The following is a 23,625-nucleotide window of genomic DNA, read 5'->3' as shown; positions in this document are numbered from 1 at the left end:
GCTGTCCAAGCCTCCTACACTTCGACCGGCGGATACAGGCGATCCATCGTGTATTGGCGGTTTCTTCGCGCCGCCCATGTCGACACGGCCAGACAGGCGAGGGTCAGACCGATGAGGACGGTCAGCGCGATCCAGAACCGGTGATCGACCCCGCCGAGCGTCAGCTGTCGCAGCCCGGTGACCGTGTACGTCATCGGGTCCACCCAGTGGATGTACTGGAAGGGTTTGGTCGTCGTGGGCACCGGATATATGCCGCCCGCCGACGTCAGCATGATCATCAGGAACGCCAGGGTGACCACACGGCCGACCGCCGGCCCGAACAACGCATTGAACATCTGGATCATCGCGAGGAACGCGGCGACCATCAACAGCATGAAGCCGAAGGTGGCGATGGGGTATTCGGGACGGAGTCCGACCGCGAACACGACGACCAGGTAGAGGATCGCGGCCTGCAGGAAGCCCACGAAGAAGGTCGGGGCGAAGGACGCGAGGACCACCCGCAGCGAGTTGAGGCCTTGCGCGATCGGACGTGACTGCAGCGGCGTGAACAGCATCCACGCGATGATGCTGCCGACGAACAGCGCCAGACCGAAGAAGAACGGCGTGAAGCCCGTGCCGAAGGTCTTCGCCTCGTTGAGCGTGTCCTCCTTCAACGCGACCGGCTGCGAGAGTGTGCCGGCGAGCGCGTCGCGCTGTTGCTTCGACCATTGCGGAACGGCTTTCACCCCCTCGTCGACCTGGGTCGCCAGTTCCTGCGTGCCGGAGGCCAGTTGCGTGGTACCGCCGGCGAGTTCGTTGGCGCCGGCACTGAGCTCCACCAGACCGGCGCTCAGTTGGTCGGCGCCCGAACTCAATTCGTTCGCCGCGGCGCGCGCCGTGGTGATGTCGCTCGCCAGGGACCCGTTCTCGAACAGCGACAACGCGATCCGCGCCGGGCTCTGCGGATTCCCGAGCTGCTGGGACAGCACCTGCGCGTCGCTGCGCACCTGCGTGATCTGGTTGCTCGCCTGCGGTCCCAGTCCCTGGGTGCTCAGGAATGTCTGTGCGGGCGTGAGGACGTCGGCGAGTCGCGCGACGGCGGGATCCGGATTCGCGCGCAGCTGCGCGATGACCCCGGTGACCAGTCGACTCGCCTGCGACTGCGAGTTCGCGGCCGCATCGAGCTGCCCGGAGACGGTGGCGGTGTTGGTGCTCAGGCGTTGGACCGTCTGGTTCAGCTGGGCCGAGCTCAGTCCGGAGCCGCCGGACTGGTTGAGTGCATTGAGGATCGGGTCGGTGGCAGTGATCACCGCCGAGTCGAGCTGGTCGAGACCACCGGCCAGTTCACCGGCCCCGTTCTTCGCCGTCACGAGATCCGTCGACAGTTCGTGGGCGCCGGTGTTGGCGGTCTGCATACCCGAGTTGAGTTCGTTGACACCGTCCTGCGCCTGCTTCAGCTTGGGCATCAACCCGCTGACCTCGTTGAGGACGATGTCGAACGTCTGGGCACCGACCTGCGCGCCGACCTGGTTGACGACCTGCTCCGCGGCGTCCTGGCCCATCACGGTGGACAGATAGTTGTTGGCGTCGTTGTAGGTGAAGATCAGCTCCGCCGACCGCGGATCCTGGCCGGTCGGCGATGCGACCGCAGCACTGAAGTCTTCCGGCAATGTGATGGAGAAGTAGTACTTGCCGTGGGCGACGCCATCTTTCGCCTCCGACTCGGACACCTCGTGCAGATCGAGTTGCTTGGAGTCGATGAGCCCCTGCGCCACCTGCTCCCCGGCGTTGAGCGGCTTGCCCTCGACGGTGGCGCCGCGATCGGAGTTCACCAGTGCGACAGGGATCTTGTCGACCGCGTTGAACGGATTCCAGAATGCCCAGAGGTAGAGCGCCCCGTAGAGCAACGGCATCACGATGATCACGGCGAGCGCCAGTCGGGGCATACGCCCGCGGTAATACCGTTTGAAGTCGCTGCCCGGTGAGAATGCGGCAAGCATGTCAGGTCCGTTCTTGTGCTTCGAGCTGCACGAACTCGTGGTCGGTGAGGTTGTGGACATCGATGACGTCGCGGACCCCGTGGCCCGCGGACACCCCGTTGACGTCCGCGGTGATCACTGTCTGTTGCCGTCCGAGCGCGATCAGCCGGTCCAGCAGGATGTGCGCACTGTCGACTCGGGTGAGGCGATCGATCCCGCCGACGACCAGCAGCGGCGGCCGGTGGATGTTGGCCATCGCGATCCGGAACAGCGCCGCGGTCAGTTCGGGCAACTCCTCGACGTAGGCGTCCATCGCCGGCAGCGCCAGATCGCCGAACACCGGCCGGCAGATCCGCTCCAGGTCCGCGGGCCGCGACGGCGGCACCCACTTGTACCAGGGTGCCGCCCAACGGATCTGTTCGGTGACGACGTCGCTGACGCGGATCGTCTGCTCGATCCCGTCCACCTCGTCGACGTCGGCGATCGCGGCCCGGGCGAACAGGTGTCGCGCGTCGTCGGTGCGTCCGAATGCGGACAGCGTGCCCGAGGACGGCGCCATCCGTCCGGCCAGTGTGAGCAGCAGTGCGGTACGCCCGCGTCCGCCGGACCCGACCAGCACGGTGACGCCACCCTCTCGGACCGTGAGACTCGTGGGGCCATAGATGTGTCCCCAGGTCGCCTCGACGCCGATCTCCTCGGCCTCGATCACCGGGAGGTCGTCACCGGAGCGACCCGGCACGGTCGTGATGGGCCCGGTGACGGTGTTGTCGTCCGGCTCGAATGGCTCTGTCATCGAATGTTTCCTCGTCTCACCGACGCAGCGTTCGTCGGGCGGCAGACGAGCCGCCCTACCGAGACCTGCACTCAGAGTGTGTTCTTGATGATCGAGCCGTCCTTGACGATGACCTTCAGGTTCGTCTCGGGATCGGCGATGACCGACAGGTCCGCCAGCGGGTCACCGTCGTACAGGAGGACGTCGGCCCACGCCCCGGCGTCGACGACGCCGAGCCGCGCACCGCCGTACGGATTGCGCTGTCCGGCCATCTCGAAGAGCGCGGCGTTGCCGGAGGTCAGCATCATCAGCGCATCGGAGTTGCTGTAGAACTCGCCGAGGCGCGCGGCCATGATGCTCTGTCGGGCAGCCGATTCCGGCTCGAGCAGCAGATCCGTGCCGAATGCCGTCTGCACTCCGTGCTTCTGCGCCCACGCGTAGACATCGGCGGTGCCGTTGCAGATCTGACGGTTCTTGCCGGCACGATCGGGGTCCGGGTAGTGGTGATCGTCCTCGGCGAACGGCTGCATCGACAACCAGATGCCCTTCTCGCCGATGAGTGCCACGGTCGCCTCGTCCGCGAGATGACCGTGTTCGATCGAGCGCACACCCGCCTCGATCGCACGGGTGATCCCCGGCACGGTGTAGACGTGGGTCGCGACGTACGTGCCGTAGTCCTCGGCCGCCTGCACCGCCGCGCGCATCTCGTCGGGCGTGAACTGCAGCGTGTACAGCGGGTCGTACATAGACGCGGCCCCACCGCCGATGGTGAGCTTGATCTGCGATGCGCCCTTGCGCAACTGCTCCCGCACCGCGGTCAGTACGCGCTCGACACCATCCGCGGTCCGGGTGAAGCCGATCGAGTCGGTTCGGCTGGGGCCGCCACCGAACTCGTACGGCGTCTCGTACACGAACGCGAAGTCGCCGTGTCCGGAGGTCTGCGAGATCATGGCCTGACTCGGGAAGATGCGCGGACCCTCGAAGTCGCCGCGGTCGATGACGGTCTTGACCGGCGCGGTGTCGCCGCCCATGTCGCGAACCGAGGTGAATCCGCGATGCAACATCCGCTTCGCCTCGGAGATGGTATTCGCGAACAAGAGGCCGGTCGGCCCCATGACGAAGTCCAGATAGTTGTTCGCGTTCCCCATCAGGTGGACATGGGCATCACTCATGCCGGGCATCAGGAACATTCCGCGACCGTCGATCTCGGTGGTCTCCACTCCGGGAGAATCACCTACCGGAGAGTTCGAGACGGCGGAGATCTTCGATCCGCTGATGATCACATCCGAACCGTCGGTCGCGTGACCGGAAAGGCCGTCGAAGACCCGGACGTTTCGGAAGAGGATCCGCCTGCCACCGGCGGTCGTTGTGCTCATGCGCCGAAATCTATAGCCGCCTGTCACGGAATGTCGACCGGCGCTCGTGGGCGCCACGGCGGGGACCAAAGTCCCGAGAGTGGTTGCTGTGGCAACATTTTGAGCTTGTTCGAGCCGACTTTCCCGCGCGGCGCGCAAATATAGCACAGCTCTTCACGAATCAGCGACAAGTTTTGGAAAATCGCCGTGCGACACTGCACAATAGGGACTTTCGACCTATGCCGTTCCCTCGCGCATCAACAGATCCGGGACATCGTTTACGGCGCAGATTTGCCCCTGTGATGTCCCATTCTTTTCGTATCACAACGATCATTGTCCAGATTCGTACTCGCGCCCGGACGGATGCATTGTGACCGTGTCCGCCGACGGGCGGGGATCGATTCACCGTTCGATAGCGGGTCTGCTGTGATGGCCACATGAACAATCACGAGAACGGGCAGTCATTGGGACTCGCGACGCTCCCTAATCTTCGGGATCTCGGCGGGTGGCCGACCAGCGGGGAGGGACGCGTTCGAGCGGGACTGGTGTTCCGGTCGACCGAATTGGACCGCATGGGCGAGGCCGACCGGACATCGTTCGCACGGCTGGGGATTCGGACGATCTACGACCTGCGCACCGGTGCGGAACGATCCTCGGCCCCCGACCCCGTCCTCGACGGCGTCGTCGATGTGCACCTCGATGTCCTCGCGGACGAGAACACCGCGGTGCCGGCCCATCTCGACACGCTGCTGCGCGATCCCGCGGCCGTGGCCGAGATCGACACCTCGCTCGGGGACGGTCGCGCGGCGGAACTGATCACGGGCACCTACCGCTCCATCGTCTCCCTGCCCAGCGCTCTCGCCGCCTACCGGACGCTGTTCCGCGGGCTGCTCGGTGACCGTCCGGGACCGTCGCTGTTCCACTGCACGACGGGCAAGGACCGGACCGGTTGGGCCGCTGCCGCCTTCCTCAGCGTGCTCGGGGTGTCGCGCGACGACGTGTACCGCGACTACGAGTTGACCAACGCCCAGCTGCTGCCCGCGCTGACATCGGTGTTCGACGCGTTCACCTCGGCCGGCGGGGACCGGGCGATCCTGCGCGCCCTGCTCGGGGTCGACCGGGCCTACCTCGACGCGGCCTTCGACGAGGTCGAGCGCACATACGGGACCGTCGAGAACTACTTCGCCGACGGGCTCGGCCTCGATCCCGCCGAACAGGCCGGACTGCGTACCCGATTCGTCGAGACGGCTGAACCAAGCCGCGCGGATCACACGATCTGCAGCACCACCGTGTCGTCGACACCGACCTCGGCCGAGAGCTCACCACCGGACGCCTGATAGCGCCGGCCCGACCAGGCATCGATCGCGGTCACCGTCGCGTCGCCGACCAGGCCCAGGCTGGTCAGCGACACCGACATGGTGCGCGGATGGTCGGAGCGATTGGTCAACGACACGACGAGACCCTTCTCCCCGACCGCCCTCGTCCAGATCTCGTCGTCGTCACCCACCGGCGCGCCGGCGCTGACCCGCTGATCTTGGTCGATCGCGATGATCGCGCGATTGCGCAGCAGGCCGAGCGTCCGCGTCGACATCCGGGTGAGGTCGTTTCCGGCGATCAGCGGCGCGGCCATCATCGCCCACATCGACATCTGGGTCCGCTGCTGCGCGACCGTCAATCCGGGCTTGCCGTCCACGCCCACCACCAGCATGTCCGGGTCGTTGAAGGTCGAGGGGCCCACCCGGGATGCCAGCGGCGCCAACGCGTCGACGATGTCGACGATGCCCTGGGCGCCGGACGGTCCCGCGTTCGTCGACCACACCGGTGCGATGTCGTTGGTCGCGCGCGTCATGGTGGCCACGCCACCCCAGTCGTACTGCTCGCCGGGCACCGCATCCGCGACGCCACTGTTCGGATTGATGCTGTACACGATCGGCCGGTCCGTCCCGCGGATCGCGTCCCGCATCACAGTGAACGCCCTGACCTGGTCGTCATGATCGGATTCGCTGGAACACCAGTCATATTTCAGATAATCCACCTGCCAGTCGGCGAAGGTCCGCGCATCCTGCGCCTCATGACCGCGGCTCCCCGTCGCGCCCGGCCGATTGCCCAGGAACTGCGCGCACGTCTTGTCACTCGCCCCCGAGTAGAGCCCGAACCGGAGCCCTCGCTCGTGCAGGTACCGACCCAATTCCGCCATCCCCGAAGGGAATCGGCGCGGGTCGGCCTGCAGGGAACCGTCGGCGGCGCGATTCTCCGCCGACCAGCAGTCGTCGACGATCACATACCGGTATCCCGCGTCGCGCAGCCCGGAGGACACCAGGGCGTCCGCCTGCGCGCGCACGATCTGCTCGGTGATGTTGCAGCCGAAGGTGTTCCAGCTGTTCCAGCCCATGGGCGGGGTCGCCGGGAGTCCCGCCACGGCGACGCCGTCGCCACCGATGCGGCCCTCGGGATCGGGAGTGCACGCGCTGACCACGAGTGCGCCGATCGCCACGAGCACTGCGGCGACGATGCCGTGCCGGAACTGCCGGGCGCTGCCGGTGAGCACTCGTCACATCCCCTTGACGCGCCGACCAATCTCTCGCTCGACTTCGCGCTGTGCGGTCCGTCGCGCGATGTCCTGGCGCTTGTCGTGTGCCTGTTTGCCGCGGGCCAGGGCGAGTTCCACCTTGACCTTTCCGTCACTGAAATACATCGACAGCGGGACGAGGGTGAGGTTGCCGTCGCGGATCTTGCCGATCAGATTGTCGATCTCGCGCCTGTGCATCAACAGTTTCCGGTTCCGACGCGGCGCGTGGTTGGTCCACGAGCCGTTGCCGTACTCGGCGATGTGGAGTGCGCGCAGCCAGATCTCCCCGTCGTCGACCGTCGCGAACGCGTCGACGAGTGAGGCCTTGCCCTCGCGCAGACTCTTGACCTCGGTGCCCAGCAGGGCGATGCCCGCCTCGTAGGTGTCGATGATGGCATAGTTGTGCCGCGCCTTGCGGTTGGTCGCGATCACATTGCGGCCCTTCTCTTTCACCATCTGACACCTCCTCGTGGTCCGGCGATCGGGTCCCGGCTATTCGCGGACATACCACCGCAGCGTCACATACGCGGTGACCCCGGACAACAGAATTCCGCCCAGGATCAGCCACGGCGACACGAACAACACGTCGGAGACGCCGATCCGGGCCAGGATGTTCACACCGTACAGATCGCGTAGGGCGTTGTCGAAGAAGAAAACCTTCGCCGCGAACAGCCCGCCGATCGCCAGGAAAGCGCCGATCAGGGCGGCCACCACCGCCTCCACCAGGAACGGCAACTGTGTGTACCACCTCGTCGCGCCCACCAGGCGCATGATCGAGACCTCCGTCCGCCGGGTGAAGGCCGCCACCTGCACGGTGTTCACGATCAGCAGGATCGCGGCGATCGCCAGCACCATGGCCACCGCGAACGCGGCATTACGTGTCCCGTCGAGCACGCTGAAGATCCGTTTCACCAACTCGCGTTGGTCGAGCGCTCCGTCGACACCGAGATCCTTGCGGTCCTTGAATTCGTCGAGGACGGGACCGAACTGGTCCGGATCGGACATCCGGACCTTCAGCGACGCCGGGATGGTGCCCTCCCGGATGTTGTCGGCGATGTCCGGGTTGTCCTTGAAGGTCTGCTTCGCGGCCTCGAACGCCTCGTTGCGATCGATGAAGGTGACCGATCCCACCCCGGGCTGCTTCTCGATCTCGGTGCGCAGGACCGAGCAGGGCGCCTGTTGGCAGTTCGGGTCCGCCTCGGAGACCGCATCGTTGATGAAGAACTGCATCTCGACGCGGTCGAGGAAGATCTTCTGACTCTTGTCCGCCATCTGGATGACCAGCATCCCGCCACCGAAGATGCCGAGGGTGATCGCGGTGGTCAGGATCATGGCGACGGTCATGGTCACGTTGCGGCGGAGACCATTGAGGACCTCGCTGATGATGAAGTTCGCTCGCATGGGTGGGTGCGCAGTCCTAACAGGAGTCGAGGTGACCGGGGCGGGTTCGGCCGGGCGGTCGTGTCACGGTCGACGGCATCGTTCAGCCGATGCCGTAGACGCCTTGCGGATCGTTGCGGACGAGGTGGCCGTTGTCGAACTCGAGGACGCGACGGCGCATCGCGTCGACGATGTGCCGGTCGTGGGTCGCCATCACCACCGTGGTGCCCCGGCGGTTGACCCGGTCGAGGACGTCGACGATCTCCTCGCTCGTCTCCGGGTCGAGGTTGCCGGTCGGCTCATCGGCCAGCAGGACGAGCGGGCGGTTGACGATCGCCCGGGCGATCGCGACGCGCTGCATCTCACCACCGGACAGCTCGTTGGGCATGCGGTCGGACTTGCCGCTCAACCCGACGTAGTCGAGCACCTCGGGGACGACCCGACGGATCGTCGACGGCGGCTTGCCGATCACCTCCAGCGCGAACGCGACATTGTCGGCCACCGATTTCTGCTGCAGCAGGCGGAAGTCCTGGAACACGCAGCCGATCGACTGTCGCAGCTTCGGCACCATCCGGCCCTTGAGGGAGTTGACGTGGAACTCCCCCACATAGACCTGGCCCGTCGTCGGCTTGTCCTCCTTGAGCAGCAACCGGAAGAAGGTGGACTTGCCCGAGCCGGATGGGCCGATGAGAAACGCGAACTCGCCCTTGTCGACCTCCAGGCTGAGGTCCGACAGGGCTGGTCGACTGGAAGCCTTGTACTTCATCGTGACGTTCTCCAGCTTGATCACGAGAAGCCAGTGTAACCACGACGCCTGAGACGGCCGTTCAGGTGCAAACCTGCATGTCGCCGACGGTCAACGCGTCGGGACGGGCGTCGATTGCGGTTGCTGTCCGAAATTCGGGATGGTGACCCCCGGCAACCCCGGAATGGTCTGCTGCGTGGTGATGCTCTGCCCGCCCGTGCCCTGGGTTCCGCCCTCGCCCGGGGCGCCTGTCTCGTCGTCGGCGCCCTCACCGGTGGTGGTGGTCGCCGACGACGTCCCGGTCGTCGTGGTGGAGCTCGACCAGGGCGTGGTCGGTTCGGTCGTGGTCGGCGTGCTCGTCGTCGTCCGCGGCGGCGGGTTCGGCGGCGCCACCACCCCGTAACGCTGCGACGTGTAGCCGTAGAGCACGATCCCGGCAACGAAGAGGGCCACCAGGATGGCGGTACTCGTCCGGATGCGCGTCTTGTAGATGTGACGCCACTCGCGGTGGCGGGTCGTTTGTCCCTCGTCCTCGGGGTGCTCGTCCGCCATCACGACTCCCCGTTCCCGCCGGCCTGATCGGCGAGGGTGGCGGGCGGACCACCACCGGCCAGGGCATCGCGGCCCGGGGCGACGGTGATCCCCTCACGCGCCAGCGCCCGCACGATCGAGATCCGCAGGGCACGACTGACCTCGAACTGTTTGCCGGGCAGGGTCCGCGCGACCATCCGCACGGTGACCGAGTCCAGTTCCAGGTCGATCACGCCGAGCGGCGACGGTGCGTCGAGCAGCAGATCGTGCCATCTCGGCTTCTCGAAGAAGTCCTGACCGACGCGGTCGAGGGTCTCGTTGACCAGTCCGATGTCGGCCTCGGCGGGGACCGGGACGTCCACCACGGCGCGTGCCCAGTCCTTGGACAGGTTGGTGGCCTTGATGATCTGGCCGTTGGGCACGGTGATCACCTCACCGTCGCCGGTCCGCAGCTTGGTCATGCGCAATGTCACGTCCTCGACGGTGCCGTTGGCCTCGCCGTTGCCGGTCACGGTCAGACTGACCACGTCGCCGTATCCGTACTGCCGCTCGGCGACGACGAAGAAGCCCGCGAGCACATCCTGGACCACCCGCTGCGCCCCGAAGCCGAGCGCCGCACCGATGACCGCGCCGGGCCCGGTCAGCCCGGTGATGGGTACGCCGAGGATGCCGAGCATGCGGATGATGACGATGATCGCGACGATGACGATGAGCGTCCAGGCGACCACGTCGACCAGGGCCCGCCGGTGCTTGGCATCCTCGGTCTGGACGATCAGGTCACTGTTGTGGAACTGCGATTCGACGCGCGACGCGTACTTCTCGGCAGCCCAGCGGATGAACCGGATGACCAGCAGTCCGCCCAGAATCCAGATGAGGATCTCCAGGCCGTTGGTCGCCATCCAGACGTAGAAGCGGCCGAGAACCGCCTGGGTCGCACCGTCCTGGAACGCGAGCGTCGCCGCGTCACGCATCGGCGGCTGCCATGCGCCAGCGAATGCCGGCCTCGATGAACTTGTCGATGTCGCCGTCGATCACCGCGGTCGGGTTGTTGTCCTCGACGTTGGTGCGGAGGTCCTTCACCATCTGATAGGGATGCAACACGTAGGAGCGCATCTGATTGCCCCAGCTCGATCCGCCGTCGCCCTTGAGCGCGTCGAGTTCGGCCCGCTCCTCGAGTCGCTTGCGCTCGAGCAGCTTGGCCTGCAGGACGCGCATCGCCGAGGCCTTGTTCTGCAGCTGGCTCTTCTCGTTCTGGCAGGTGACGACGATGCCGGTCGGGATGTGGGTCAGCCGCACGGCGGAGTCGGTGGTGTTGACCGACTGACCACCCGGGCCCGACGAGCGGTAGACGTCGACCTTCACGTCGTTCTCGTCGACGTCGATGTGGTCGGTGGTCTCGACCACCGGCAGCACCTCGACCTCGGCGAAGGACGTCTGCCGACGACTCTGGTTGTCGAACGGGCTGATCCGCACCAGCCGGTGGGTGCCCTGCTCGACCGACAGCGTGCCGTACATGTACGGCGCCTTGATCGTGAAGGTGGCGCTCTTGATGCCCGCCTCCTCGGCGTACGAGGTGTCGTACACCTCGACCCCGTAGCCGTGCTTCTCCGCCCAGCGGATGTACATCCGCATCAGCATCTGCGCCCAGTCGGCCGCGTCGACACCGCCGGCCCCCGAGCGGATGTTGACCAGCGCGTCGCGTTGGTCGTATTCGCCGGCCAGCATGGTCTTGACCTCCATCGCCTCGACGTCGGCCCGTAACGAGGCGCGCTCGGCGTCGGCGTCCGCCAGGGCCGACGTGCGATCGTCGCCCTCCTCGGCCTCGGCGAGCTCGTAGTGCACGGGCAGGTCGTCGAGACGCTGGCGGAGTTCGGAGACCTTGCGGTACTCGGACTGCGTATGCGACAGCTCGCTGGTCACCCGCTGCGCGTGGTCCTGGTCGTTCCACAGGTCCGGATCGGAGGCCTGCATCTCCAGCTCATCGATCCGACGACGCAACTCGTCGAGATCGAGCACCTTCTCGACCGTGGTCAAGGTGGCGCCGATGGATTCGAGATCTGCGGTTACGTCGGGATGCACGGTGTTCAAGACTACCGCCGCGAATCGGACCCGGTACGCCCCTGCCCGTCGTCACCGAACGATGTCGGGCGATGTCGGCCGGACGTCACCGGTCAGGCGGGTGGGACGGGCCCCGGAGGGATCTCGGAATCGGTGGGCGGCAGCTCCCCGAAGCGCCACGTGGACGTCGCCTTGCCGGGCTTGTAGACCACCGGCAGATCGGTGCCGACCTGCGGCCAGGGGTCGTGTTCACCGAGAACGAGAGTGCCGTAGACCTCGGCCGGCTGGGTCTGCGGACCGACGATCGTCCCGGACACCGTGCAGAAGCGCTCCCCTTTGGTGTCACCCTGCTCGGGCCGATCGCTGACCCCGGTGACGGTGAAGGTGCCCTGGACGAACTGCGACGCCCGCCCGGCCCCGAGCGGACGCGGGTTGCGGCCGCGCTGCCATTGGACGACCAACGCCACGAGGAGCGCCGCCAAGATCACGGTGAATGCCACAGCGAGCCACATGACCGAGAGCCTACCGGGCGGGGTCGGACATATCGGACCATCAGTCCTCCGTCTGCCGCTGCGCGGCGCACGGTGGCGCTAATCTGACCCGCATGCCACACGACCTCGCGCCCACCGAGATCACCGACGACCTGGAACTCGCGTTGTCGCTCGCCGACTCTGCGGACGCGCTGACCATGGACCGCTTCGGCGCGGTCGACCTCCGGGTGGACGACAAGCCGGACCTGACGCCGGTCTCCGACGCCGACATCGCGTGCGAAACCATGGTGCGCCAACGACTTTCCGCTCGTCGCACCGACGACGCGGTACTCGGCGAGGAGTTCGGCGGCGACGCGGTGCTCACCGGACGACAGTGGGTGGTCGATCCGATCGACGGCACCAAGAACTTCGTCCGGGGGGTACCGGTGTGGGCGACACTGATCGCGTTGCTCGTCGACGGTGTTCCGCGGATCGGGGTGGTGTCGGCACCGGCGTTACGCCGGCGCTGGTGGGCAGCCGAGGGTCTCGGGGCGTTCGCGGTGTTCGACGGCCAGGAGATGCCACGCCGGCTGTCCGTCTCCGGCGTCGCCGAGGTGTCGTCGGCCAGCCTCGCGTTCTCCAGCCTGTCCGGGTGGACGGAGCGCGGCATCCGCGACGAGTTCATCGCCCTGACCGACGACGTCTGGCGGGTGCGCGGCTACGGCGACTTCTACAACTACTGCCTGGTGGCCGAGGGCGCCGTGGACATCGCCGCCGAGCCCGAGGTGTCGCTCTGGGACCTCGCCGCGCTGGACATCCTGGTCCGCGAGGCCGGCGGCACGTTCACCTCGCTCGACGGCGCCGACGGCCCCTCGGGGGTAGCGCGGTCGCCACCAACGGGCTGCTGCACGACGCCGCGCTGCGCGCCCTGGCTCCGGGCCGACGGGGCTGATCGGCTTCCGACCTGTCCGTTCGGAGAGTTCTGCCGCCGCTCTCACGCGCCTACCGTCGTGAGCAGAAGGCTTTTCGCGACAAAGGAGTGGCGCCATGTCTTTTCCCGCACTGACCCATGTGGCCATCACCGTCGGCGACCTCGATGCCAGCACCCGGTGGTATGCGTCGCTGTTCGGAGCGGATCCGGTGCTGGACGAGGACGAGGAATCGGGCTCGTTCCACCACACCGTCTTCGCCCTCGACGGCGGGATGCTCTTCGGACTGCACACCCACACCCGGTCCGGTCCCGACGACGCCTTCGACGAGCGCCGGACCGGGCTCGATCACATCGCATTCGCCACCACACAGGACGAGCTCGCGGGCTGGGTGGCCAGGCTCGACGACCTCGGGATCGCGCACAGCGGGATCAAGCACGCGCACTATGGTTCCGGCATCTCGTTCCGCGACCCCGACGGCATCGCGCTCGAGTTCTTCGCTGCCCCGGCCTGACGTCGCGAGTCGGCGCGGCCGGCGCCGGACATCAGAGCTCGGTGGCCGATTCCTCGTCGAGCACGACGAACTCGGTGGGCGCGGCCTTCATGTCGGCCAGTCGTCCGTAGTGGATGCCCGTGCCCGCGTCGGACAGGATCGCCTGGTGGATCGGCACGGCGACCCGCGGCGCCATCGCCCGCAGGTAGTCGACCGACTCGCTCAGCTTCATCCAGGGTGCGGCCGACGGCAGCGCCAGCACGTCGATCTTCTCGAACGGGATGTAGAACGAGTCGCCCGGATGCATGAACCGCCCGGTCATCGACTTCGTGTCCAGGACGTACGCGACGTTGTCGATCACCGGGATCTCCGGATGGATCACCGCGTGCCGTCCACCGGTGAACCGGGCGGTGACCGAGCCGATCTGGGCGTGCGAACCGGCGTTCGCCGTCGTCCATGGCCCGGCCACGTTGTCGTCGTTCAGCGCGGCGGCGGTCTGCGGGTCCGCGTAGCGCACCGCATCGGGGTTGGCGGCGACCAGATTCGGCAGTCGCGCGACGTCGCAGTGATCGGGATGCTGATGGGTGATGAGGATGGCGTCGAGGCCCGTGACGCCCTCGTAGCCGTGCGAGAAGTTGCCCGGGTCGAACAGGATCCTGGTGCCGTCGATCTCCACCAGGACGCACGAGTGACCGAAGTGAGTGATCTGCATGGGTTCCACTCTGCTCCCCCGACGCGCCCCCGTCACGTCACGCGCCGTGGGCGGGCGCGCACTCGGCGTGGTCGTCAGATGATCGTCGGGAAGACGCCCCAGCCCGCGGCGGCGTCGACCGCTCGCACGATGCCGTATCCGAACCAGACCACCAGCACCGCCAGCGCCACGGGGCTCGTCATCACGCGTCGAAGTCGCTCCGTCACCGGCCGTCCGGTGAGCAGCGCCCAGAGCGCGACGGCCGTGGCGATCACCGCGACCAGCATGAACACCGGGCCGAATGCGTTGACGGCGAACGCCCCCGCCACATCACCGTGTCCCATCGCGACCCAGCTGCGGGTGAATCCGCAGGCCGGACACGGCAGACCGGTCATCCGGGCGAAGGGGCACAGCTCCGGACCGCGGGCCAGGGTCGAGGGCGCGAGGGTGACGGCCACGGTGATCGCGGTGAGCCCGGCGCCGGCGATGGCCGCCGCGGTGAGGCGCCCCCCGGCATCGAGTTCGCTGCGCGGGCCTGATGTTGTGATCGGGCCGGTCGCGGCTCGCTCGGTCGTCCCCTCGCCCGTGGTCACCCGACCAGCGTAGATCGATCGTGACGTCACCGACATCTCCGAGTGCGTGACAAGCTCCTTACCGGATAGTAAGGTCGGTACTTACTACCGAGTAAGATAGTTCCGACGTCCTCACACGACGCGACCCCGAACCGCCCGAGAAACAGTGGTGATCATGACCTCACAGACCGAGTCGCGGCACACCGAACCGCGCGACACCTCCGCCGTCGGAAAGAACCCGCACCGTCGTAACGTGATCGGCACCGCCATGCGCGTGCTGACCACGGTGACCGGCTCGGAGTTCGCCGAGAAGTACAAGATCCGCGAACCGATCAACCGGATCGCCTACCAGGGCACCAAGACCGGATTCCAGACCCTCGGCGCCGCGAACCGTGCCTTCAAGGCCGCACAGGGCGGATCGTCGGGCCCGGCGAAGCGCCTGACCACCACGCCGAAGGACTACTTCAACCTCACGCCCGACGACGAGCAGCAGATGATCGCCGAGACGGTGAAGGAGTTCGCCGTCGAGATCCTGCGCCCGGCCGCCTACGACGCCGACGCGAACGCCGCGGCACCCGAGGACATCCTCACACGGTCGGCCGAGCTCGGCATCACCATGATCAACGTCCCCGAGGACTTCGACGGCGCCGCCACCGAGCGTGGGGTGACGACGAATGCCCTCGTCGCCGAGGCGATGGCCTACGGCGACATGGGCCTGGCCCTGCCGCTGCTCGCCCCGAGTGGCGTGGCAACCACCCTCACCAACTTCGGCACCGACGAGCAACAACGCACCTACCTGCCGGACTTCGCGGGTGAGGACGTGCCCCAGTCGGCGGTCGTCATCGCCGAGCCGAAGCCGCTCTTCGACGCATTCGATCTCGCCACCAAGGCGACCCGCGTGCCCAGCGGCTACCGGCTCAACGGTGTGAAGTCGTTCGTGCCCGCGGCCGGCTCGTCGGAACTGTTCATCGTCGGCGCCCAGCTCGACGGACGGCCGGCGTTGTTCATCGTGGAGTCCGACACCAAGGGACTCATCGTCGAGGCCGATCCGGGCATGGGCGTGCGCGCCGCCGGCATGGGCCGTCTGCTCCTGCAGGACGTCGCGGTGCCGGAATCGGCGCTACTCGGCGGAACCGAGGGTGAGGCGGCGTCGGCCGCGTACCGCGACGTCGTGCGTCTCTCGCGGCTGGGCTGGTCGGCACTCGCAGCCGGCACCGCCCGCGCCGTGCTCGACTACGTGATCCCTTACGTCAACGAGCGCGAGGCGTTCGGTGAGCCGATCTCCAACCGCCAGGCGGTGGCCTTCATGGTCGCCACCATCGCGACCGAGGTCGACTCGATCCGGCTGGTCACCTTGCGCGGCGCGGCTCGCGCGGAACAGGGACTGTCCTTCGCCCGCGAGGCCGCGCTGGCCCGCAAGCTCACCATCGACAAGGGCCTGCAGATCGGCCTTGACGGCGTGCAGCTACTCGGCGGCCACGGCTTCACCAAGGAGCATCCGGTGGAGCGGTGGTACCGCGACCTGCGTGGTGCGGGTATCGGCGAGGGCGTCGTCGTCCTCTGACGGCCGGAACTGACGAGGAAACACTGACATGAGCATCAATCTCGAACTCCCCAAGAAGCTGGGCGTCACGATCGATCAGGCCCATCAGGCCGCCGCTGAGATCTTCCGGCCGATCTCGCGCAAATACGATCTGCGCGAGCACGATTACCCGGTCGAACTCGACACCCTGGCCCGGCTCTACGACGGACTCGCGGAAGCCGGGCAGGCCGGCGCCGGTGCCGACGGTGGCCGAAGCCAGAAGAAGTCGGACAAGCCGCGCCCCGAGGGCGCAGTGGTCAACGGCGGCAACATGCAGTCGGTGATCAACACGATGGAGACCTCGTGGGGCGACGTCGGCCTGATGCTGACGATCCCCTACCAGGGACTCGGCAACGCGGCGATCGCCGCGGTCGCGACCGACGACCAGCTCAAGAGCTTCGGCAAGGTGTGGGCCGCGATGGCCATCACCGAGCCCAGTTTCGGCTCCGACTCCGCAGCGGTCTCCACCACGGCCACCCTCGACGGCGACGAGTACGTCCTGAACGGGGAGAAGATCTTCGTCACGGCCGGCTCTCGGGCCACTCACATCGTGGTGTGGGCGTCGGTGGACAAGAGTCTGGGCCGTGCGGCGATCAAGAGCTTCGTGGTGCCGCGCGAGCACCCGGGCGTCGAGGTCGTCCGACTCGAACACAAGCTCGGTATCCGCGTATCCGACACCGCGGTCATCCGCTTCGAGAACTGCCGTATCCCCAAGGACAACCTGCTCGGCTCGCCGGAGGTGGACACCAAGAAGGGCTTCGGCGGTGTCATGCAGACCTTCGACAACACGCGCCCCATGGTCGCCGGGATGGCCGTCGGTGTCGCCCGGGCCGCACTCGAGGAACTGCGCCGCATCCTCGACGAGGCGGGCATCGAGATCGACTATGACCGCCCGGCCGCGGACCAGCACGCAGCCGCAGCCGAATTCATCCGGATGGAAGCCGATTTCGAGGCCTCCTACCTGCACACGATGCGCGCAGCGTGGATGGCCGACAACAAGCAGCCGAACTCGCTCGAGGCGTCGATGTCGAAGGCCAAGGCCGGACGTACCGGCACCGACATCACCAACAAGGTGGTGGAACTGACCGGAACGCTGGGCTATTCGGAGCGACTCCTGGTGGAGAAGTGGGCGCGCGACTCGAAGATCCTGGACATCTTCGAGGGCACGCAGCAGATCCAGCAGCTCATCATCGCGCGTCGTGTGCTCAACAAGAGCAGCGCCGAGCTGAAGTAGCGGCAGGATTCCTGTGCCCGAGTGATCTCGATACGCCGGCTCGCAAGCTCGCCGGCTACTCGATCAGCGGTTGGGTGGGGCGGAGCGAGCGAACCTCCGCTGATCGAGTCCCGGCGGGTGGGCGCGCGATCTCCCGCTGATCGAGTACCGGCGAGTGGGCGCGCGATCTCCCGCTGATCGAGTAGACCGAGGCGCCAGCCGAGGTCGTATCGAGATCACACCACCCACGCCAGGACCAGCCCGGCCGCGCACCCGATCACGCTGCCCAGCACCGACATCAGGACGTAGGCCAGCGCACGCAACCGATTGCCCTGCGTCAGGCGAGCGGTCTCGAAGCTCGCGGTGCTGAACGTCGTGTATCCACCGCAGAATCCGGTTCCGATGATCGCCTTCAGGTCGTCGGGGGCGGAGTGGAAGATCACCAGGCCGGCGAGCACGCCCAGCAGGAGCGACCCGGTCACATTGATCGTCAGGGTCGCCCACGGGTATGTCGTCGACACCCTGCGCTTCATCGCACCGTCCACGACGAACCGTGCGACCGCGCCGAACGCACCGGCGAGCATCACCGCGAGGACCGTCACGCCCGCGCCCCCGATCGCCCAATCGCCTTCTCCGCCAGCACTATCCCCACCCACGCGGCCAGCACACCACCGACCACGCTGACCACCGCATAGGCGACGGCCGTCGGCCAGGCGCCGTCACGTCCGAGCAACGAGATCTCCAGGGCGAAGGTGCTGTAGGTGGTGAACGAGCCGCACATGCCGGTCCCGACCAGCAGCCGGATCCGTTGCCGCCACCCGTCGTCGGCGCCGAGTGAGGCGAGCCCACCGAGCAACGCACCCAGCAGGAATGCACCGGACAGGTTGATCACGAACGTCGCCCACGGCCATCCGGCGTCCGGCGTCGGCCAGAGCGCCTCGATCCAGTAGCGCAGCCCGGTGCCGACGATGCCACCGCAGAACACCCACACCAGGGCGGACGGCTGGAGGTGCAGGGGGCGCGGCGGAGTGTCCGGATCGATCGGGAGTTCGGAGGTCATGGCGGTATCGCGCACACCGTACCGCGGATCACGTGACGACCACGTACAACACGATGAGGTAGATGGGCACGATCACGTCGAAGAAGAAGATCGGCCCAGCGTTACCGGGCGCGAAGTTCCGGTGCACCACCATCTCTCGGACGTGACCGGCCGCCGCACCGAGATAGAACACCGCGAAGGCGATGATCGTCGCCAGCCAGAACTCGGTGCCGAAGCCGCTCGCGATGACCCCCAGGACGCCGGTCGCGAGACTGGCCAGCCCCACCTCCCACTGCCAGGGTGTCCTCGTCGGCCAGCCGATCGATTCGGCGATCGGCTCACCGAAGAACATGTGTCCGAAACCGGTCATCCAGCCCTGCACACCGATCATCCAGAGGATGGAGTTCTCCAGCAGATCATGTCCGAACGCCCCGCCCGGCGTCGCCGAGTCGACGGCGGTCGACACGATCGTGCCGACCAGGCCGACGAACGGGATGACCCGGATGGACACCCGGAGAAGCCGGTCGACCCCGGAGCCGGCAGACGCACCGTTCATCGAGGTCAGCCGCCGAGTTGCCTGGCCAACTCCGACAACACGTCCGGGTCCTCGATGGTGGACGGCACGGTGTACTCCTCGTGGTCGGCGATCTGCCGCATGGTCTTCCGCAGGATCTTTCCGGATCGCGTCTTCGGCAACGCGGGCACCACGGTGACGTCCCGGAACGTCGCGACGGCACCGATCTCGTTGCGCACCAACGCGACCAACTCGTCTCGCAGGATGTCGGGGTCGATGTCGGCGCCGGACTTGAGTACGACGTAGCCACTGGGACGCTGCCCCTTGAGATCGTCGTGGATGCCGATCACCGCGCATTCGGCCACCGCCGGATGCGATGCGACGACGGCCTCGATACTGCCCGTCGACAGACGATGGCCGGCGACGTTGATCACGTCGTCGGAGCGACCGAGGACGAACACGTACCCGTCGGCGTCGACATATCCGGAGTCGCCGGTCAGGTAATAGCCGTCGAACGCCGACAGGTACGACTTGCGGAACCGCTCCTCGTCACGCCACAACCCCGCCAATGTGCCCGGCGGCAACGGCAATTCGATGACGATGTTGCCCTCCTCCCCGGCCGCGAGAAGGGTGCCCTCGGCGTCGACGACACCGACCTGGTAACCGGGGACGGGCACGGTGGGCGAACCGGCCTTGAGCGGCATCGGTTCGAGTCCACGTAGATTCGCCGCGATCGCCCAGCCGGTCTCGGTCTGCCACCAGTGATCGACGACCGGGACACCGAGCACGCCGCTCGACCATTCGAAGGTGTCCGGGTCCAACCGCTCCCCCGCCGCGAACAGGGTGCGCAGCGACGACGTGTCGTACTTGGCGAGTTCGGTCGCCTCCGGGTCCGCCTTGCGGATCGCGCGAATCGCGGTGGGCGCGGTGAACAGGGCGTTCACCCGATGGTCGGCGATCACCCGCCAGAATGCGCCGGCGTCGGGCGTTCCGACGGGTTTGCCCTCGTACATGACCGACGTCGCCCCCACCAGCAGCGGGCCGTAGACGATGTAGGAGTGGCCGACCACCCAGCCGACGTCGGACGCGGTCCACCACACGTCACCGGGTTCGATGCCGTAGATGTTGGCCATCGACCAGGTCAGGGCGACGGCGTGGCCACCGTTGTCGCGTACCACGCCCTTCGGCTTTCCGGTGGTGCCGGAGGTGTAGAGGATGTACAGGGGGTCGGTGGCCGCGACCGGTGTCGGTGCGGCGGGTGCGACGTCCGCCATCGCCGCATCCCAGTCCAGCCAGCCGTCGTGATCGGTTGCACTGCCACCGATCTCGGGTCGGTCCTGGACGATGACGGTCGCCGGTTTCGACGCCGCGAGTTCGACGGCGCGCGCGACCATCGGCAGGTACTCGACGGTGCGGCCGGGTTCGAGCCCGCCGGACGCGGTGACGATGGCGACCGGCTCGGCATCGTCGATGCGGGTGGCCAGCTCGGGGGCGGCGAAGCCTCCGAAGACCACCGAGTGGACCGCACCGATCCGTGCGCAGGCCAGCATCGCGATCGCCGCCTCCGGGATCATCGGCATGTAGATCACCACGCGGTCACCGGCGCCGACCCCGTTGGCCGACAGCACGCCCGCGAATCGCGAGACCTGTTCGAGCAGTTGGGCGTAGGTGTAGGTACGCGTCTCACCGATCATCGCCGAATCCCAGATGAGCGCCGTGCGATCACCGTTGCCGGCCTCGACGTGGCGGTCGAGCGCGTTGTACGACGTGTTCAGGGTCGAGTCGGGGAACCATCGATAGATCGGCGCCGCGGTGTCGTCGAGCGCGCGCGTGGGTGGCACGACCCAGTCGACGCCCTCGGCCGCGGTGAGCCAGAATCCCTCTCGGTCATCCCTCGCCTGCGCAAACGCATCGCTGTATCGACCCATCACGTCCCTCTCGCTCACCCGTCCCGCCGACGGTGCTGTACACCGCTACGACGTTAGCCATGTGATCGTTGCCACGGCGTTGCTTCGCCGACGATGCGGCGGCCGGTCGACTCCGGGCGCCGAGCGGCTCAGTCCAGGTATTTCTCGACAACGTCGGCGGGCCGCACCGAGGCGTCGTCGGGATCGGCGCCCGCGTCGCGTCGGGCCTGGCGCTGGCGGAGCAGGTCCCAGCACTGGTCCAGCGAGATCTCGAGTGCCTGGAGTCGACTGTTCTCTTCCGCCCGGGTGATCTCGCCGCGCCCGAGTCGGTCGCGCAGATCGTGCTCCTCGGAGATCAGCTCGGTGATGTGAGTGTGGATGGACTTGTCCGTGGCCATGGGTCCACGGTAGTCGCGCCGCAGCGTCCGGTCAGTTGGAACCGGTCAGTCGGAGATCAGTAGAGCCACTTGCGGAACTCGGTCTCCTCGAACGCCTTCTCGAGTTCGTTCTCGTCGAGTTCCGGGATGAGCGTCTTGGTGATCTTGGCCGTGCTCGGCAACGCATCGGGCGCCCAGGTGTCGGGCCGCCACAGATCTGAGCGCAGGAACGCCTTGGAGCAGTGGAAGAAGACCTCCTCGACCTCGACCTCGACGGCGAGGATCGGCCGTTGCCCGTTGACGGTGAGGTCGTCGAAGTAGTCCCCGTCGTCGACGATCCGCGCCGAGCCGTTCACCCGCAGGGTGTCGCCGCGACCGGGTATGACCGCGATGGCCCCGACGTGCGGATTCTGCAGCACGTTCAGGTATCCGTCGACGCGACGGTTCCCGGGCCGCTCGGGGATCGCGATGTGCAGGTCGTCGACGACGTGCACGACCTTGCCCGCCGGGTCGCCCTTGGGCGAGACGTCGAGCCGGCCCTCGGCATCCGAGGTCGCGAGGAAGACCATCGGAGAGTGTTTCAGCCAGTCGATGTGGACACGATGCAGCTGCGGTCGGACTTTCTCGACCACCGTCCGATGCGGATGGCCGACGATCTCGCGCAACTGGTCCTCGGTCGTGATCTCCACCTGTTCATGGTGGCATCACGCCGGCGGTTTACCCAAGGCGACCTCGGGTATCCGGCCACTGTCGAGTCCACCGCGACGAGGAGATGATCATGAGTGCTCCCCCACCCGACGAGCTGTCCACCGTGCAGCTCGTCGAACGGCTACAACGCCAGACAACCGATCTGGTGAAGACCGAGATCCGCGACGCCGTCGACGAGGTCCGGACCAAGGGCACCCGACTCGGGGTGGGGATCGGGATATCCGGGGTGGGTGCGCTGCTCGTGTTCTTCGGGACGGCGACACTCGTCGCGGCGGCCGTCCTGGGTCTGGCGAACGCCATTGCCGCGTGGGCGGCCGCCCTCATCGTCGCCGCGATCCTCGTGGTGATCGGTGCAGTGGTCGCCGCGATCGGTGGCAGGCGCGCGCAGGCGGCCGTCCCACCCGCACCACAACACACCGTGGAGAGCGTCCAGCAGGACGTGGCGATGGTGAAGGAGCATCTTCGATGACCGGCCCCGACGTGCCGGGCGAGATCGACGATCCGGCCGTCACCGATGACCTGCCTCCGGTTCAGCAGCAGCGCGAGGAGTTGGCGCAGACAGTGGATGCCCTGAGCCGAAAACTGGACGTGCCGGCCCGACTGAAGGAGACGGCCGCGGACACCGCGCACACCGCGCAGGTGAAAGCGCGAGAAAACCGACGATCGCTGCTGGTGACGGCTGCGGTGGCCGGCGCGGCCGTCGTCGGCCTGATCATCGTCAAGCGGAGGAGGACGTCCTGATGAGCACGGTGTCGAAAACCTTGTACAAGCCCTTGTCGCTCGTGACGAGCATCCTCGGCGGTGTGGTGGCCGGTGCCGTCTTCGGCCAGATCTGGAAGCGGATCGCCGACGAGCCGACCGCGCCCGATCCGAAGGACTTGCGGCGCAGCAACACCGAGGTGCTCGCGGGCGCAGCGGTCCAGGGCCTGATCTTCGGTCTGGTGCGCGCCGCGATCGACCGTGCCGGCGCCCGTGGCTACAAAGCCGTCACCCACGAGGACCCCGCCTGACCCCTCTGCCCGCTCGGCCCCCGGCCGGGCGGTCCTGAGCTGCGCGAACGACCGAACCGTCGACCGCTGACGGGACTATCGTCGGCGCATGGACCAGTCCGCCTTCTACGGGGTCGTCGCCGCGACCAACTTCACCCTGCTCGGGCTGTGGTGGGTGGCGATCAAGGACCGTGACGACCTGAACGGCTCGAGTGGTCCCGGCCGATACATGGCGTACCTGGTGTCACTGCAGTTCGTCATCCCGGCCGCGGTCTCACTGCTCGCGCAGGTGGCACCGGACATCGCGGCGATCTGGCGGTTCGCCTTCACGGTCGCGGGCGTTCTCGGCGCGCTCGGCGTCGCGTTACTGGCACGGCAATTCGCCCGGCTCACGGACTCCAGGATCCTGCCGTGGGTGTTCGGGGTCCTCGGCATACCGCTGTACCTGGCGATCGCCCTCGGTGCCGTCTGGCCGGGTTTCGCCGATGCGCTCGGGTTGGCCCTGACGCCCATCGAGTTCGAGGGGCTGCTGATCTGTCTGATCGTCATCCTGGGCGTCCAGGAGGCCTGGTTCGTGACGATGACGCCTCGGCGTGCGCAATCGGCCCACCCGGATGTCGTGCCGCCACCAGCCCCGAGATAGCAAACAGCCCTGACCGGATTTGTCGATCTGCCGGTCAGGGCTGTCTATCGTAGCGGGGACAGGATTTGAACCTGCGACCTCTGGGTTATGAGCCCAGCGAGCTACCGAGCTGCTCCACCCCGCGTTGGTG

Annotated in this window: 27 protein-coding genes, 1 tRNA gene and 1 pseudogene; 9 read left to right on the top strand and 20 right to left on the bottom strand. The window is 67.2% G+C overall.

Annotation, left to right across the window (positions count from 1 at the left end):
• Nucleotides 1-14 precede the first annotated feature (14 nt).
• The 3 genes from D7316_RS25855 to D7316_RS25845 form a co-directional block, all read right to left on the bottom strand.
• On the bottom strand, nt 15-1,979 hold the full coding sequence (locus tag D7316_RS25855; protein ID WP_124710802.1) for a YhgE/Pip domain-containing protein: 1,965 nt from the start codon (nt 1,977-1,979) through the stop codon (nt 15-17).
• Nucleotide 1,980: 1 nt separating this feature from the next.
• A complete protein-coding gene (locus D7316_RS25850; protein ID WP_124710801.1) occupies nt 1,981-2,751 on the bottom strand; it encodes an ATP-binding cassette domain-containing protein in 771 nt (256 codons plus the stop codon).
• 71 nt (nt 2,752-2,822) lie between these two features.
• Nucleotides 2,823-4,106, bottom strand: coding sequence for a metal-dependent hydrolase family protein (locus tag D7316_RS25845; RefSeq protein ID WP_124710800.1), 1,284 nt, complete (start codon nt 4,104-4,106; stop codon nt 2,823-2,825).
• A gap of 416 nt (nt 4,107-4,522) precedes the next feature.
• On the opposite strand from D7316_RS25845, the gene D7316_RS25840 reads away from it, so the two are divergent.
• The gene (locus D7316_RS25840) at nt 4,523-5,422 is read left to right on the top strand and encodes a tyrosine-protein phosphatase (RefSeq protein ID WP_124710799.1); all 900 of its coding nucleotides are present in this window, start codon (nt 4,523-4,525) and stop codon (nt 5,420-5,422) included.
• Here D7316_RS25840 and D7316_RS25835 read toward each other — a convergent pair.
• From D7316_RS25835 to D7316_RS25800, 8 genes are all read right to left on the bottom strand, one after another.
• Nucleotides 5,353-6,585, bottom strand: coding sequence for a glycoside hydrolase family 27 protein (locus tag D7316_RS25835; protein ID WP_124711584.1), 1,233 nt, complete (start codon nt 6,583-6,585; stop codon nt 5,353-5,355). The two genes, D7316_RS25840 and D7316_RS25835, sit on opposite strands and share 70 nt — an antisense overlap.
• A gap of 51 nt (nt 6,586-6,636) precedes the next feature.
• Nucleotides 6,637-7,110, bottom strand: coding sequence for an SsrA-binding protein SmpB (smpB, locus tag D7316_RS25830; protein ID WP_124710798.1), 474 nt, complete (start codon nt 7,108-7,110; stop codon nt 6,637-6,639).
• A gap of 36 nt (nt 7,111-7,146) precedes the next feature.
• Entirely contained in the window at nt 7,147-8,055 is a 909-nt protein-coding gene (ftsX, locus tag D7316_RS25825) for a permease-like cell division protein FtsX (RefSeq protein ID WP_124710797.1), read from the bottom strand.
• 82 nt (nt 8,056-8,137) lie between these two features.
• The gene (gene ftsE / locus D7316_RS25820) at nt 8,138-8,824 is read right to left on the bottom strand and encodes a cell division ATP-binding protein FtsE (RefSeq protein WP_124710796.1); all 687 of its coding nucleotides are present in this window, start codon (nt 8,822-8,824) and stop codon (nt 8,138-8,140) included.
• 66 nt (nt 8,825-8,890) lie between these two features.
• Nucleotides 8,891-9,331, bottom strand: a complete 441-nt coding sequence (locus D7316_RS25815) for a hypothetical protein (protein ID WP_124710795.1) — start codon at nt 9,329-9,331, stop codon at nt 8,891-8,893.
• Nucleotides 9,331-10,281, bottom strand: coding sequence for a mechanosensitive ion channel family protein (locus tag D7316_RS25810; protein WP_124710794.1), 951 nt, complete (start codon nt 10,279-10,281; stop codon nt 9,331-9,333). Before D7316_RS25810 ends, D7316_RS25815 begins: the two co-directional genes overlap by 1 nt.
• A complete protein-coding gene (gene prfB / locus D7316_RS25805) occupies nt 10,274-11,389 on the bottom strand; it encodes a peptide chain release factor 2 (RefSeq protein ID WP_124710793.1) in 1,116 nt (371 codons plus the stop codon). Before prfB ends, D7316_RS25810 begins: the two co-directional genes overlap by 8 nt.
• A gap of 92 nt (nt 11,390-11,481) precedes the next feature.
• On the bottom strand, nt 11,482-11,880 hold the full coding sequence (locus D7316_RS25800; RefSeq protein WP_124710792.1) for a hypothetical protein: 399 nt from the start codon (nt 11,878-11,880) through the stop codon (nt 11,482-11,484).
• Nucleotides 11,881-11,972: 92 nt separating this feature from the next.
• On the opposite strand from D7316_RS25800, the pseudogene hisN reads away from it, so the two are divergent.
• Nucleotides 11,973-12,790 (top strand): annotated as a pseudogene (gene hisN, locus D7316_RS25795) (histidinol-phosphatase).
• 95 nt (nt 12,791-12,885) lie between these two features.
• Nucleotides 12,886-13,281: a VOC family protein gene (locus D7316_RS25790; RefSeq protein WP_124710791.1), complete on the top strand. Its 396-nt coding sequence runs from the start codon at nt 12,886-12,888 to the stop codon at nt 13,279-13,281.
• A 31-nt stretch (nt 13,282-13,312) separates the two neighbouring features.
• Here D7316_RS25790 and D7316_RS25785 read toward each other — a convergent pair whose 3' ends face one another.
• Together D7316_RS25785 and D7316_RS25780 are read right to left on the bottom strand one after the other, a co-directional pair.
• On the bottom strand, nt 13,313-13,972 hold the full coding sequence (locus D7316_RS25785) for an MBL fold metallo-hydrolase (RefSeq protein ID WP_124710790.1): 660 nt from the start codon (nt 13,970-13,972) through the stop codon (nt 13,313-13,315).
• A gap of 74 nt (nt 13,973-14,046) precedes the next feature.
• Nucleotides 14,047-14,544 carry a DUF2752 domain-containing protein gene (locus tag D7316_RS25780; protein WP_232017083.1) on the bottom strand — a complete coding sequence of 166 codons (498 nt, stop codon included), beginning with the start codon at nt 14,542-14,544 and terminating at the stop codon, nt 14,047-14,049.
• A gap of 154 nt (nt 14,545-14,698) precedes the next feature.
• On the opposite strand from D7316_RS25780, the gene D7316_RS25775 reads away from it, so the two are divergent.
• Both D7316_RS25775 and D7316_RS25770 read left to right on the top strand, forming a co-directional pair.
• Nucleotides 14,699-16,087 (top strand): acyl-CoA dehydrogenase family protein, encoded by a 1,389-nt coding sequence (locus tag D7316_RS25775; RefSeq protein WP_124710788.1) that lies wholly within the window; start codon nt 14,699-14,701, stop codon nt 16,085-16,087.
• Between the two features lie 28 nt (nt 16,088-16,115).
• Nucleotides 16,116-17,339, top strand: a complete 1,224-nt coding sequence (locus D7316_RS25770) for an acyl-CoA dehydrogenase family protein (RefSeq protein ID WP_124710787.1) — start codon at nt 16,116-16,118, stop codon at nt 17,337-17,339.
• A 215-nt stretch (nt 17,340-17,554) separates the two neighbouring features.
• On the opposite strand, the gene crcB (D7316_RS25765) is transcribed toward D7316_RS25770, so the two are convergent.
• The 6 genes from crcB (D7316_RS25765) to D7316_RS25740 all read right to left on the bottom strand — a co-directional run bounded on the left by crcB (D7316_RS25765) (nt 17,555) and on the right by D7316_RS25740 (nt 21,844).
• Nucleotides 17,555-17,920: a fluoride efflux transporter CrcB gene (gene crcB, locus D7316_RS25765; protein ID WP_124710786.1), complete on the bottom strand. Its 366-nt coding sequence runs from the start codon at nt 17,918-17,920 to the stop codon at nt 17,555-17,557.
• Nucleotides 17,917-18,378, bottom strand: coding sequence for a fluoride efflux transporter CrcB (crcB, locus tag D7316_RS25760; protein ID WP_124710785.1), 462 nt, complete (start codon nt 18,376-18,378; stop codon nt 17,917-17,919). Before crcB (D7316_RS25760) ends, crcB (D7316_RS25765) begins: the two co-directional genes overlap by 4 nt.
• A gap of 28 nt (nt 18,379-18,406) precedes the next feature.
• A complete protein-coding gene (locus D7316_RS25755) occupies nt 18,407-18,913 on the bottom strand; it encodes a DUF6790 family protein (protein ID WP_124710784.1) in 507 nt (168 codons plus the stop codon).
• A 5-nt stretch (nt 18,914-18,918) separates the two neighbouring features.
• Nucleotides 18,919-20,799: a propionyl-CoA synthetase gene (locus D7316_RS25750; protein ID WP_124711583.1), complete on the bottom strand. Its 1,881-nt coding sequence runs from the start codon at nt 20,797-20,799 to the stop codon at nt 18,919-18,921.
• A gap of 128 nt (nt 20,800-20,927) precedes the next feature.
• Nucleotides 20,928-21,176 carry a DUF2630 family protein gene (locus D7316_RS25745; protein ID WP_124710783.1) on the bottom strand — a complete coding sequence of 83 codons (249 nt, stop codon included), beginning with the start codon at nt 21,174-21,176 and terminating at the stop codon, nt 20,928-20,930.
• Nucleotides 21,177-21,232: 56 nt separating this feature from the next.
• Nucleotides 21,233-21,844 (bottom strand): MSMEG_1061 family FMN-dependent PPOX-type flavoprotein, encoded by a 612-nt coding sequence (locus D7316_RS25740; protein ID WP_124710782.1) that lies wholly within the window; start codon nt 21,842-21,844, stop codon nt 21,233-21,235.
• An 89-nt stretch (nt 21,845-21,933) separates the two neighbouring features.
• Here D7316_RS25740 and D7316_RS25735 point away from each other — a divergent pair, with 89 nt between their 5' ends.
• The 4 genes from D7316_RS25735 to D7316_RS25720 all read left to right on the top strand — a co-directional run bounded on the left by D7316_RS25735 (nt 21,934) and on the right by D7316_RS25720 (nt 23,495).
• The gene (locus tag D7316_RS25735) at nt 21,934-22,332 is read left to right on the top strand and encodes a phage holin family protein (protein ID WP_124710781.1); all 399 of its coding nucleotides are present in this window, start codon (nt 21,934-21,936) and stop codon (nt 22,330-22,332) included.
• Nucleotides 22,329-22,604, top strand: coding sequence for a DUF3618 domain-containing protein (locus D7316_RS25730; RefSeq protein WP_124710780.1), 276 nt, complete (start codon nt 22,329-22,331; stop codon nt 22,602-22,604). Before D7316_RS25735 ends, D7316_RS25730 begins: the two co-directional genes overlap by 4 nt.
• A complete protein-coding gene (locus D7316_RS25725) occupies nt 22,604-22,873 on the top strand; it encodes a DUF4235 domain-containing protein (protein WP_124710779.1) in 270 nt (89 codons plus the stop codon). Before D7316_RS25730 ends, D7316_RS25725 begins: the two co-directional genes overlap by 1 nt.
• 88 nt (nt 22,874-22,961) lie before the next feature.
• Nucleotides 22,962-23,495, top strand: coding sequence for a hypothetical protein (locus D7316_RS25720; protein ID WP_124710778.1), 534 nt, complete (start codon nt 22,962-22,964; stop codon nt 23,493-23,495).
• 50 nt (nt 23,496-23,545) lie between these two features.
• Here the strand turns inward: D7316_RS25720 and D7316_RS25715 are convergent.
• Nucleotides 23,546-23,619, bottom strand: a tRNA-Met gene (locus D7316_RS25715).
• Nucleotides 23,620-23,625 lie beyond the last annotated feature (6 nt).

This window comes from Gordonia insulae (assembly GCF_003855095.1).
Classification (GTDB): domain Bacteria; phylum Actinomycetota; class Actinomycetes; order Mycobacteriales; family Mycobacteriaceae; genus Gordonia; species Gordonia insulae.
This window is presented reverse-complemented; position numbering and strand designations above follow the sequence as displayed.